Source organism: Streptomyces sp. NBC_01497 (assembly GCF_036250695.1).
Lineage (GTDB): Bacteria > Actinomycetota > Actinomycetes > Streptomycetales > Streptomycetaceae > Streptomyces.
This window is the reverse complement of the sequence record NZ_CP109427.1, coordinates 6,788,529-6,800,532: the sequence shown is the minus strand read 5'-3', so window position 1 is coordinate 6,800,532 and position 12,004 is coordinate 6,788,529. Positions and strand designations below refer to the sequence as shown.

At 73.0% G+C, this 12,004-nt stretch carries 8 protein-coding genes and 2 tRNA genes; 5 read left to right on the top strand and 5 right to left on the bottom strand.

Going from position 1 to position 12,004, the window contains the following annotated elements; genetic code table 11:
- Positions 1–255 precede the first annotated feature (255 nt).
- Together OG310_RS28785 and OG310_RS28780 are read left to right on the top strand one after the other, a co-directional pair.
- Positions 256–2,490 carry an elongation factor G-like protein EF-G2 gene (locus OG310_RS28785; RefSeq protein ID WP_329458757.1) on the top strand — a complete coding sequence of 745 codons (2,235 nt, stop codon included), beginning with the start codon at positions 256–258 and terminating at the stop codon, positions 2,488–2,490.
- A gap of 175 nt (positions 2,491–2,665) precedes the next feature.
- Entirely contained in the window at positions 2,666–4,294 is a 1,629-nt protein-coding gene (locus OG310_RS28780; protein WP_329460442.1) for a hypothetical protein, read from the top strand.
- 29 nt (positions 4,295–4,323) lie between these two features.
- On the opposite strand, the gene OG310_RS28775 is transcribed toward OG310_RS28780, so the two are convergent.
- Positions 4,324–4,887 (bottom strand): HIT family protein, encoded by a 564-nt coding sequence (locus OG310_RS28775; RefSeq protein WP_329458756.1) that lies wholly within the window; start codon positions 4,885–4,887, stop codon positions 4,324–4,326.
- A gap of 66 nt (positions 4,888–4,953) precedes the next feature.
- Here OG310_RS28775 and OG310_RS28770 point away from each other — a divergent pair, with 66 nt between their 5' ends.
- Positions 4,954–5,628 (top strand): potassium channel family protein, encoded by a 675-nt coding sequence (locus OG310_RS28770; protein ID WP_329458755.1) that lies wholly within the window; start codon positions 4,954–4,956, stop codon positions 5,626–5,628.
- A 33-nt stretch (positions 5,629–5,661) separates the two neighbouring features.
- Here the strand turns inward: OG310_RS28770 and thrS are convergent, their stop codons facing one another.
- Positions 5,662–7,644, bottom strand: coding sequence for a threonine--tRNA ligase (gene thrS, locus OG310_RS28765; protein WP_329458754.1), 1,983 nt, complete (start codon positions 7,642–7,644; stop codon positions 5,662–5,664).
- A 200-nt stretch (positions 7,645–7,844) separates the two neighbouring features.
- Between thrS and OG310_RS28760 the strand changes: the two genes are divergently transcribed.
- Positions 7,845–8,567: a 3'-5' exonuclease gene (locus OG310_RS28760; RefSeq protein ID WP_329458753.1), complete on the top strand. Its 723-nt coding sequence runs from the start codon at positions 7,845–7,847 to the stop codon at positions 8,565–8,567.
- A gap of 66 nt (positions 8,568–8,633) precedes the next feature.
- On the opposite strand, the gene OG310_RS28755 is transcribed toward OG310_RS28760, so the two are convergent.
- Positions 8,634–8,705 (bottom strand) — tRNA-Val (locus OG310_RS28755).
- 158 nt (positions 8,706–8,863) lie between these two features.
- Between OG310_RS28755 and OG310_RS28750 the strand changes: the two genes are divergently transcribed.
- The gene (locus tag OG310_RS28750) at positions 8,864–11,332 is read left to right on the top strand and encodes an SCO7613 C-terminal domain-containing membrane protein (protein WP_329458752.1); all 2,469 of its coding nucleotides are present in this window, start codon (positions 8,864–8,866) and stop codon (positions 11,330–11,332) included.
- An 85-nt stretch (positions 11,333–11,417) separates the two neighbouring features.
- On the opposite strand, the gene OG310_RS28745 is transcribed toward OG310_RS28750, so the two are convergent.
- Positions 11,418–11,489, bottom strand: a tRNA-Val gene (locus OG310_RS28745).
- Positions 11,490–11,561: 72 nt separating this feature from the next.
- A complete protein-coding gene (locus OG310_RS28740) occupies positions 11,562–11,954 on the bottom strand; it encodes a TIGR02611 family protein (RefSeq protein ID WP_329458751.1) in 393 nt (130 codons plus the stop codon).
- Between the last annotated feature and the right edge of the window lie 50 nt (positions 11,955–12,004).

Sequence of the window (12,004 nt, the reverse complement as noted above, 5' to 3'; positions counted from 1 at the left end):
ACGGCCCCGGTGGCCGTCGGCTGGCCCATCGTAGCCACGACCGCCGCCCGTCACTGCCGGGTCCCCGGGGGGCGTGGCGCCCGCGCACGGGGCGCGCGGCGCCCGGACGCCGGGGAACGACGGATGGACGCGACCTGAGCGAAGTGCGAAGCTCGAAGGACACCGTGGGCACCGCCGGAGCTGCCCGTGCCGCTCCCCCTGCGTCCGCGCCCTTCACATCTCCTCAGCGCGCGATGACAACCGGGAGGCAGGACCATGGGCGACAAGGCGAAGAAACCTGCCGGGGCCGCCGCGGGGGCACCGGCGGCCGGCCGGCCCGCGGCGGTCAGGAACGTGGTCCTGGTCGGGCACAGCGGATCGGGCAAGACGACGCTCGTCGAGGCGCTGGCCCAGACCGCGGGAGCGGTGGTGAGGCCGGGGCGGGTCGAGGACGGCGGGACCGTCTCCGACTACGACGAGATCGAACACCGGCAGCACCGCTCCGTACAGCTGTCACTGGTGCCGGTCGAATGGGGCGGATACAAGATCAATCTCCTTGACACACCGGGTTATGCCGACTTCGTCGGCGAGCTGAGGGCCGGTCTGCGCGCAGCGGACGCGGCCCTTTTCGTTGTCTCGGCCGCGCAGGAGGCCGAGGCCGTCGCGGGCGCCACACGCGCCGTCTGGGACGAGTGCGCGGCGGTCGGCATGCCGCGCGCCATCGTCGTGACCCACCTCGACACCGCGCGCACCGCCTTCGAGGCGATGACCGAGGTGTGCGGACGCGTCCTCGGCGGCGACGACCCCGACGCCGTCGTGCCGCTGTACCTCCCCGTCCTCGGCCCCGAGGGACCGGACGGACACGCGCCCGCCACCGGCCTGACGGGCCTGCTGACGCGGCGGCTGTACGACTACGCGACGGGCGGGCGCACCGCCCGGCCCCCGTCCGACGAGGAACTGCCGGCCGTGGAGGCGGCGCGCAACCGGCTCATCGAGGGGATCATCGCCGAGAGCGAGGACGAGACCCTCATGGACCGCTACCTCGCGGGTGAGGACATCGACGTGGACACCCTGACGGCCGACCTGGAGAAGGCCGTGGCCCGCGGGGTGTTCCATCCGGTGCTCGCGGCGGCGCCCGCCCCGGAGGGCGCCGCCCAGGGGCTCGGCACCGTCGAGCTGCTGGAGCTGGTCACCGGTGGCTTCCCCTCGCCCCTCGAACGCACCGCTCCCGGGATCACCACCCCGGCCGGCGCCGCGCGCGAGGGCATCGGCTGCGACCCGGCGGGCCCGCTCGTCGCGGAGGTCGTCAAGAGCGCCTCCGACCCGTACGTGGGGCGGATCTCGCTGGTACGGGTGTTCTCCGGCACGCTGCTGCCCGACGCGACGGTGCACGTCCGCGGCCACCACCCCGCCGACGGGAGCGGCCCCGATGGCGCCGCGGCCGGGCAGGACGCCGCGCACGACGCGGACGAGCACGTCGGCTCGCTCTCCTCCCCCTTCGGCAAGCAGCAGCGCGCCGTGACCGAGTGCCGGGCGGGCGACCTCGCGTGCGTCGCGAAACTCACGCACGCGGAGACCGGTGACACCCTCTCCGCGCCGTCCGATCCGCTGCTCGTCCAGCCGTGGCCCCTGCCCGACCCGCTGCTGCCGCTGGCCGTCGAGGCCCACAGCAAGGCCGACGAGGACAGGCTGTCGCAGGGCCTCGCGCGGCTCGTCGCGGAGGACCCCACCATGCGCCTCGAACACAACCGGGGAACCGGCCAGTTGGTGCTGTGGTGCCTGGGCGAGGCGCACCAGGAGGTCGCGCTGGAGCGGCTGCGCAGCCGCTACGGCGTCCGGGTCGACGCCGTGGCGCACCGGGTGCCGCTGCGGGAGACGTTCGGCGCCGTGGCGACGGGTCGCGGCCGACACGTCAAACAGTCCGGCGGACACGGCCAGTTCGCGATCTGCGAGGTCGAGGTGGAGCCGCTGCCGCCGGGGTCGGGCGTCGAGTTCGTCGACAAGGTGGTGGGCGGCGCGGTGCCCCGGCAGTTCGTCCCGTCCGTCGAGAAGGGCGTCCGCGCCCAGGCCGCGCGCGGGGTCGCGGCCGGGCACCCGCTGGTCGACGTGCGGGTCACCCTGTTCGACGGCAAGGCCCACTCGGTGGATTCCTCGGACGGCGCGTTCCAGACCGCGGGCGCGCTGGCGCTGCGGGACGCTGCCGGGGCCGCGCCGATCCATCTGCTCGAACCGGTCGCCGACGTCGCCGTACTGGTGCCCGACGAGTACGTCGGTCCTGTCATGAGCGACCTGTCCGGCCGCAGGGGCCGTGTCGTCGGCACCGAACCGGCGGGCCGGGGGCTGACCCTGGTGCGCGCGGAGGTGCCGGAGCTGGAGATCGGCCGCTACGCGGTCGACCTGAGGTCCCTCGCGCACGGCACCGGCCGCTTCAGCCGCCGGTACGCGCGCCACGAGCCGATGCCGCCCGCGGTGGCCGAAAAGCTGCGGGAACGGAGCCTGATCGACGCATAGTTGACATATGACTGCCACGGGCGGGGCACCCCGGATAGGCTGGGTGCCCAGCTCAGCAGGCGTGCGAGGCCCGCCGAGCGGGAAGAGGTGGCACAGCGGGACCTCGGGCGACGGGTGGGGGCGGTCAGCAGTGAGCGACGGGTTCGACTTCAGCCCGGGGGCACAGGTGCCCCTGATGGGCGCGGCGGGTCAGACCGCGGCGACCCAGGCGCTGGCCTCGGCGGCCTACAGGGACAGCCCGATCACGGAGATCCTGAAGGCGGACAACGAGTGGCACAAGTCCACCATCAAGGGCGGTTCGCGCACCAAGGAGGGCGAGAAGCGGAACATCTTCGCCCCGAACCTCGGTGAGGCGTTCTCGCGCGCGGTGCAGACGCGGACGCTCGGCGGCGGGCGCAAGGCGCTCATCCAGTCCTTCGGGATCGAGGCGCAGACCGTCGTGGAGCACTGCCTGGCCGCGAACCACATCCGCAAGGAGCGCGACCGGCGCCTCACCCTCGTCACGGTGGTCTTCGGCGTGCTGTTCCTGCCGGGACTGCTGCTGTGGTTCGGCGTGTTCGTGCTGCGTCGTGGCCTGTCGAAGGGCGCCGCCAAGAGCGCCGGCGTGATCGGCACGCTGCTGCTCGTCGCGGTCGGCGTCCTCGCGGTGATCGTCCTGCTGTTCCTGCCGTTCAACGGCGTGCTCGGCTGGTACCTGCGCGGCATGATCCTCATGCCGGTCGTCGGCTGGTACCTCGCCAAGCGCATCTCCGAGTCCACCGCCAAGGACCTGCGCGGCAGGTGGGACGCGCTGCTCGCGGGCGGCGGCATCGGCGCGAAGGTCCCCGACGCGGTGCCGGGTCACCCGGGCGAGTCCGCCCGCGAGCAGTTGCGGCAGGGCCTGCAGAAACTCACCGCCGAGCAGCAGTCCAACGTGGTCTTCTACGCGGGCCCGAAGGGCATACTCGGCATGGGCACCCGCTGGGGCGGCTGGCAGCTCGCGGAGCAGCTCGTTCCCAAGGAAGCGGGCAAGGAGATCCACGGCTTCCGCAGCTGGGACGTCATCAAGGCCATCCACGACCAGCTGAAGCTGCTGGAGCGCGGCCCGCTCAACACGGGCGGCTTCCCGACCCCGTCCGTGAAGCACTGGATCGTCTCGCCGGTCGCCCAGGGCGCGGGTGCCGTCAGCAGGCCCGAGGGCCAGAACATCGAGGCGTACCAGGTCAAGCCGCACGAGATACAGCGCATCTGCAACGAGCAGCAGTTCGGCAGCGGCAACCGGCACTACCTGGGTGTGCAGTTCACGCTGTGGGACGGCCAGTTGGTCCTGACCATGATGATCAGCGTGACCGTGCTGCACGAGACCCTGCGCATCGAGGTCACCGGGCACGCCCTCGGGCCGGTGCACGGCCTCTTCCTCACCGGGCCCGCCGCCAAGACCGTGACCTCACCGAAAATGGTCAAGTTCTGGGAGACCAACACCCGTACCCTGCCGCTCGTGGACAACGACGAGGTCGTGCGGCTCGCGGTGCGCGCCCCGCTGCTGTGGTACCCGCCGGTCCTGGACCACCTCGGCGGCAAACTGGAGTTGCCCGAGCCCTTCGGCCTGCGGCACGCGTGGGCCGAACAGCCGTGGCTGCACCGCTTCATGGCCGACGACGCGCTGCGCATGGCGACGCCCGTCCTGCGGGCGGCGCACAACGCGGCGCTGCGGGTACTGGACGAGCACGGCGTCGACACGACCGGCTTCGGCAACCGCGCGGGCTTCCTCAGCGGCGCGGTACAGGACCCGTCCCCGTCGAAGGCCGACACGTACAACGCCTAGGGCGGGGACACGGCACGGTCCCCGGCGGCTCAGGACGCGGCAGGCCAGGCCTTGGCGAGCATCGTGCGCGTGTCCGCGAGGAGCTGCGGCAGCACCTTCGTATGACCGACGACCGGCATGAAGTTGGTGTCACCGCCCCAGCGGGGCACCACGTGCTGGTGCAGGTGCGCCGCGATCCCCGCGCCGGCCACCGCACCCTGGTTCATCCCGATGTTGAAGCCGTGCGCGCCGGACGCGGTGCGCAGCGCGGTCATCGCGCGCTTCGTGAACAGCCCGAGCTCCGCGGTCTCGGCGTCGTCCAGTTCCGTGTAGTCGGCGACGTGCCGGAAGGGCACCACCATGAGGTGGCCGCCGTTGTACGGGTAGAGGTTCAGCACCGCGTACACCAGCTCACCGCGCGCGACGACCAGCCCGTCCTCGTCCGACTTGGACGGGATGGCGCAGAAGGGGCAGCCGTCCTCGGCCCCCGACCCGCTGGGCTTGTTCTCACCCTGGATGTACGCCATCCGGTGAGGCGTCCACAGGCGCTGGAACGCGTCCGGGCTCCCCACTCCGATCTGCTGCTCCGGCTCAGTCGTCATGCTCTGCAGCATAAGACGTGGCGCTGTCGGGGCGTGTCGCCGGTGCCCGCCCTCCGGGCCCACCGGGATGCTGGGGCCATGCGTGACGAAACGGGCCCGTCGCGGCTGGGCCGCTGGGAGGAGCACGTGGAGCTCCCCCTGTTCGCGATGTCCTTCGTGTATCTGGGCGGGTACACGGTGTGGGTGCTCGCCTGGCAGGCCGCGGCGGTGTGGCGGGACGTCGGGCTCACCGTGATGCTCGCCGCCTGGGCGGTGTTCGCGGGGGACTACGCGGTACGGCTGGTCCTGAGCGGCGAGGGCCGGCGCTTCGTACGCTCGCACTGGCTCGACTCGCTCGTCCTGCTGCTGCCGCTGCTGCGCCCGCTGCGGCTGGTGAAGCTGTACACGACGGTCCAGCACCGGCGCAGCGACCAGCCGTGGATGAACCTGTACGCCCGGGTGATCACCTACGCGGGCCTCGCGTCGGTGCTGCTCGCCTTCACCGCCGCGCTGACCGTCTACCAGGCGGAGCGCGGTGCGCCGGGGGCCACGATCCGGACCTTCGGGGACTCGTTGTGGTGGGCGGCCTCGACCATCACGACCGTCGGGTACGGGGACGCGGTGCCCATCACGGCCGAGGGGCGGCTGGTGGCGGTGGGCCTGATGTCCTGCGGCCTCGCCCTGCTGGGCGCGGTGACCGGCTCGTTCTCGTCGTGGGTGATCGAGATCTTCCGGCGGGAGAGCCGGGACGCACCGCGGCCCCCGGAGCGGTGATACCGCTCCGGGGGCCGGGACGCGCGCGAGGCGTCAGACCTGGACGCGGTCCGCGACCGCCTGGGCGATCTTGTCCAGGGCGTCGCCGCGGGACAGGCCGTTCTCCTGCGAGCCGTCGCGGTAGCGGAAGGACACGGTGCCCGCCTGCATGTCGTCGTCGCCGACGATGACCATGAACGGGGTCTTGGCCTTCTGGTGGTTCCTGATCTTCTTCTGCATGCGGTCGGAGGAGGAGTCCACCTCCATGCGCAGACCCCGCTTGCGGGCCTCCGCCGCGAACTCCTCCAGGTACGGCACGTGCGTGTCGCCGACCGGGATGCCGACGGCCTGCACCGGCGCGAGCCAGGCGGGGAACGCGCCCGCGTAGTGCTCCAGGAGCACACCGAAGAACCGCTCGATGGAGCCGAACAGCGCGCGGTGCAGCATCACCGGCTGCTGCTTGGAGCCGTCGGCGGCGGTGTACTCCAGACCGAACCGCTTGGGCTGGTTGAAGTCGACCTGGAGGGTCGACATCTGCCACGACCTGCCGATCGCGTCCTTCGCCTGCACGGAGATCTTCGGCCCGTAGTAGGCGGCGCCGCCCGGGTCGGGCACCAGCGGGAGATCCTGCTTCTCGGCGGCCAGCCGCAGCGCCTCGGTGGCCTCCTCCCAGTCCTCGTCGGAACCGATGAACTTGTCCGACTCCGGGTCCCGGGTGGAGAGTTCCAGCTCGAAGTCGTCCAGGCCGTAGTCACGCAGCAGGCCCAGGACGAAGGTCAGGAGCGTGTCCAGCTCCCCGGGCATCTGCTCCTTGGTGCAGTAGATGTGCGAGTCGTCCTGGGTGAAGCCGCGGGAGCGGGTCAGGCCGTGCACCACACCCGACTTCTCGTACCGGTACACAGTGCCGAATTCGAACAGGCGCAGCGGCAGCTCGCGGTAGGAACGCCCCCGCGACTTGAAGATCAGGTTGTGCATGGGGCAGTTCATGGCCTTGAGGCGGTAGTTCTGCCCGTCGAACTCGATGGGCGGGAACATGCTCTCCGCGTAGTGCGGCAGGTGCCCGGACGTCTCGAAGAGGTGCTCCTTCGAGATGTGGGGGGTGTTGACGAACTCGTACCCCTCGTCCTCGTGCCGCCTGCGGGAGTAGTTCTCCATCTCCTTGCGGATGATCCCGCCCTTGGGGTGGAAGACCGCGAGGCCGGGGCCCAGCTCGTCGGGGAAGGAGAACAGGTCGAGCTCCGCGCCCAGCTTGCGGTGGTCGCGGCGCTCCGCCTCGGCCAGGAACTCCAGGTGCGCCTTGAGCTCGTCCTTCGTCGGCCACGCGGTGCCGTAGATGCGCTGGAGCTGCGGGTTCTTCTCGCTGCCCCGCCAGTAGGCGGCGGCGGAGCGCATCAGCTTGAACGCCGGGATGTAGCGGGTAGTGGGCAGGTGCGGACCCCGGCAGAGGTCCTTCCAGCACAGCTCGCCGGTCTTCGCGTCGAGGTTGTCGTAGATCGTCAGCTCGCCGGCGCCGACCTCGGCGTCCGCGCCCTCGGCGGCGTCGGCCGCCTTGCCCTTGAGCCCGATCAGCTCGATCTTGTACGGCTCGGCCGCGAGCTCTACGCGCGCATCCTCGTCGCTCGTGACGCGCCGGGAGAAGCGCTGGCCGCGCTTCTGGATCTCCTGCATCTTCTTCTCGACGGCCTTGAGGTCCTCCGGCGTGAACGGCTTCTCGACGTCGAAGTCGTAGTAGAAGCCGTCCTTGATGGGCGGACCGATGCCGAGCCGGGCGTCGGGGAAGATCTCCTGCACGGCCTGCGCCATGACGTGCGCGGTCGAGTGGCGCAGGATGTTCAGGCCGTCGGGCGAGGAGATCGCCACCGGCTCGACGACCTCGCCCTCGCCGATCGCGTACGCGAGGTCCTTGAGCTGCCCGTCCACCCGGGCGGCGACGACAGTGCGCTCACCCGGGAAGAGGTCGGCGGCCGTAGTCCCCGTCGTCACCACGCGCTCTTCCCGCTCGGAATCGCGTTGGATGATCACACGGACGTCTGACACCGGTCTCTCCCTCACTGCACGGGCTGCCACAGCGGGCGCTGCGCCCGTGAATCGTACCGAGCATCGGCGGTCCTTCGCGAAAGGGTATAGCGACCTTAAAGACCGCGTACCTCACCACCTGTCCGGGTACCTACCGGTCCGTGCCGCGCATGGCGGCCGTCCGGACAGCCATGTGCCCTACGGGCCAGAGGAGTTCGTGAATGACGTTGTGGTACGAGGGGCCGCTCGCCGCGTTCGGGGCCGCGACCACGGGGACGGACGCGGAGGGCGACAGGATCGTTTCCGCGGCGCTGGTGACTCAGGAGGCGCCGGACCGGGCGCCACGGGTCAGGCGGTGGCTGGTGGATCCCGGGGTGCCGGTGCCGGGTACGCACGGGCTGACGGACGAGTTCCTGCACCGCAACGGCCGCTGGCCGGCACCCGTGGTGGAGGAGATAGCGAGAGCCCTCGGCGGCGCGTGCGCGGCGGGGGTTCCCCTGGTGGTGCCGAACGCCTCCTACGGGCTGACCGTCGTCGACCGTGAGCTGTGGCGGCACCGGGCCTCCCGGCTCGCCCGCTACGTGGAGCCCGCGCCGCTGTGCGTCCTCGACCCCTGCGTGCTCGACGGCCACCTGGACCGGCGCGGGCCGCGGCGGACCGGAACCGCGCAGCTGTGCGCCCGCTACGGGCAGGGGGCGGTGGACGTGCGGGACCCGGCGGCCTGCGCGCTGGCGGCGCTGGAGGTGACCCGGGCGGTGGGGCGCCGGTTCGCGACCCGGCTCGGCCGCCTGACAGCGGTCGAACTGCACCGTCTGCAGGGGGTGTGGCACACCGCGCAGACGCGGGGGCCGCTCGGCTGGCTGGTGAAGGGCGGCGACCTGGCGAGGGCGCGCGCCGCGGAGGGCTGGCCGCTGCCTCCGGACCTGCCCGCGACGGCCGCCTGAGGCCCGGCGGCGGGGCTCCGGCATGCGAAAAGCCGGTCCGTCGGGGACGGACCGGCCTGTTTCCGGTGGGCGATACTGGGTTCGAACCAGTGACCTCTTCGGTGTGAACGAAGCGCTCTTCCACTGAGCTAATCGCCCGGCAACGGACTGAACCATACAGGTCGCCTCGGCTCTCCTTCAAACCGCGCCGCGTGACGCCCGGTCCGTACTCAGCCACCCCCCTGAGTACGGACCGGGCGGGTCCCTGAGTACCCGAGCCGATGGCCCGCCCGGCGGCGGCCAGCACACTCCCCCTTATGACGAACGTTGCCTCAGTGAGGGCCGAACTGGCCGCTGTCGACGGGGAACTGCTCCGACTCGACGGGCGCAGGCACGAGTTGCTCGCGCGCCGGGCCCACCTGGTGTCGCTGCTGACCCACGCGAGCGCGGCGCCGCCGCCCCGGGCCGGCCACGGCCCGGGGCGTCCGGCCACGCCTCCGGCAGTCGGCCCGGCGGTCCGTGCCACGGCGCGCCCGGCCGCCCGGCCACGCGAAGTGGCCCCGAAAGGAGCGCAGAACGTCCTGCTGACGCTCGGTGGGACGCTCCTCGCCATCGCCGCGATCGCCTTCACCGTCGTCAGCTGGGGCGCTCTCGGCGAGGGCGGCAGGGCGGCGGTGCTGTCGCTGGTGACGCTCGCCGCACTGGCCGTGCCCGCCCTGCTGGTGCGCCGGGGACTCGTCGCGACCGCCAGGACGGTGTCCGTGCTGGCGCTGATCCTGACGGTCCTCGACACCGTGCAGGTCTCCGTGCTGGCGCAGCCCTCGAACGGCTTCGCCTTCGCCGGGGGCGCGGCGCTGGTGCTCACCGCGGTGTGGACGGCGTACGGACTGGTCGTAGGGGAGCTCGGCATTCCGTTGCCCGCCGCTGTGCTCGCGGGTCAGTTCGTGCCGCTGCTCTGGGCGTTGGCCGCGGGCGCGGCTCCGCTCGGCCTCGCGGGAGCGCTGCTGGCGACCGGGGTGGCCGACGCGGCGGTGGCCCTCCGGGTCAGGCGCTCCTCGGTGTGGATCCCGGCGGCGCTAGCGGCGGCGGGTACGGGCGGCTGGGGGATGTTCGGCGCCTGGTGGTTCTCGGTCTCCGCGCCGACCGCCGCGCACGCGGTCGCGCCGGGACTTCTGCTGCTCGCCGGGGCGGCCGCCGTCGTCAGCGCGGCGCTGCGGGAGCGGCGGCTCGCTCCGGCCGCCGCGATCGTGGCGACGCTGTCGACGGTCGCCGCGGTCGGCGACGTGGCACGGCACGCGGTGCCGGCCGACGGGGCGGTGGCGGTGTACCTGGCGTGCGCGCTGGCCGCGGCCGGAACCGCCCGGGGCCCGCTGCCGCGCGGCGCGGCGCGCGCCGTCGCCGCCACCGCGGCGGGCCTGACGGCCTGCTGCGTGCTGTGGGTCCTGCCCGTGCCGGCCCTGGTCCTTGCGTCCGCCCTCGCGGGGTACGTGTGGAGCGGCGGCGGCCTCGCACTGCCCGTGGCGGCGGCGCCGCTGGTACTGGCGGTGACGGCGGCGCTGCCGCTGTGCGCCGGGCGGTGGCTCCTGGCGGCACCCCGGCCGGGGGCGGACGGGCCGGCGCCACGCGCACGGGTGCGGCATGCGGCGGCGGGCGGTGTCACGACCGCGCTGGGGCTCGCGGCGGTCGCGGCGCTGCCCGCGACGCTCGGCCTAGGGTTCGCGGCGACGGTGGCCCTGCTGCTCGCGCTGGTCGCGGCCCTGCTGGTGGTGGCGGCGCGGCCGGGCCCGGTGGGAGCGCCCACGGCGGTGACGGCCGCGGTGGGGGCGGGGCTGTGCGCGGCGCCCGTAGTGGCGCTGTCGACGTCGGCCCGATGGTCACTGCTGCTGTGCCTCGGTGTGCTCACCGCGCTCCTCGCGGCGCTCGCCGCGCTCGGCGGAGCCCACTCGCGGCGCGCTCCGCTGGGCGTCCGGGCGGTGCTGGGATGCCTGGCGGTGGTGTGTGCCACGGCGTTCACGGCGGCGGTACCCGCGACAGCCGGGCGGCCGGCGGCCACTGTCGCCTCCGCGGTGCTCCTGGTACCCGCCCTGGTGGCGGTGCTCGCGGCGTGGCCGGGCGTACGTCCGGCCCTGGTGGGCGTCCCGGTGGAGGCCACCGGCGCGGCGGCTGCCGTGGTGCCGGTGGTGTACGCGGCGGCGGCCGGTCCGCGGGTGCTCGCCGTGGTCCTCGCGGTGTGCGCGCTGATCGCGGCGGGGACGGCCCTGCGCCCGGTCAGGCGCGGGGCGGGGACCTGCGCGGCGGCCGTGCTGCTTGTGGCGTCACTGTGGGTGTGGCTGGCACAGGCGGGCGTGAGCGCGCCCGAGGCGTACACGGTGCCGGTGGCACTGCCGCTGCTCGCGGTGGGCGCTGTGCGCCGCAGGAGCGAGCGGACGGCGTCGTCGTGGGTCGCGTACGGCCCGGGGCTCGCGCTCGCGCTGGTGCCCGCTCTGGGGGCCTCCTGGGTGGACGCGCACTGGCCCCGCCCGCTGCTGCTGGGTCTGGCCGCCCTGGCGGTGACCCTGGCGGGCGGGCGGCGCAGGCTGCTCGCGCCGCTGCTGCTCGGCGGCGGGGTCCTCGCGCTCGACGCCCTGCACGAGCTGGCTCCGTACGTGGTGCAGGTGGCGGGCCTGGTGCCGCGCTGGGTGCCGATGGCGCTGGCGGGGCTGCTGCTGCTCGGCCTCGGCGCGACCTACGAGCAGCGACTGCGGGACGCCCGCAGGCTGCGCGAGGTGCTGGGCGGCATGCGCTGAGGAACGCGTCTGAGCGCACGGGCCGTGGCCGGGCCGCGCGCATGACGAGGCCCCCGGAAGGATCTTCCGGGGGCCTCGTGACGGGTGGGCGATACTGGGTTCGAACCAGTGACCTCTTCGGTGTGAACGAAGCGCTCTCCCACTGAGCTAATCGCCCGCGCGCAGGGCACACATTACCCCATGTCAGGGGTGTCCCCGCACCGCTTTACGACGATCCGCGCCCGGCCGCTCAGCGGTGGATCCGCCAGGGCATGACCGCGCCGAACCTCCAGACGTAGAGCGCGATCAACGCTCCGACGATCACCACGCCGACGGCGGTCAGGACGATGTTCCTGCGCCTGACCTTGGGATCAAGCGCCTTGTGCGCGGCCTCGGTGACCTTGCGTTTCGTCCACCGCAGCACCCGTTGGGCCCAGACGAACTCCGTGGCCCAGACAGCCATCCCGCCGAAGATCACCAGCCAGCCCGGGCCGGGCAGGGGCAGCAGGATGACGCCGCCCCCGACGACGGCGAGCCCCACCATGAAGACGCCGACCTTCCAGCCCTGGTGGAGCGGGCGCGATGCCTTGATGAACTCCGGGGCACGGGACCCGAGCCCCTTTTCGTCACTCTCCGCGATCACATGGACCAACGTACCGGACTCACGCCGTTCACCGGAATGGCCGAATGAGA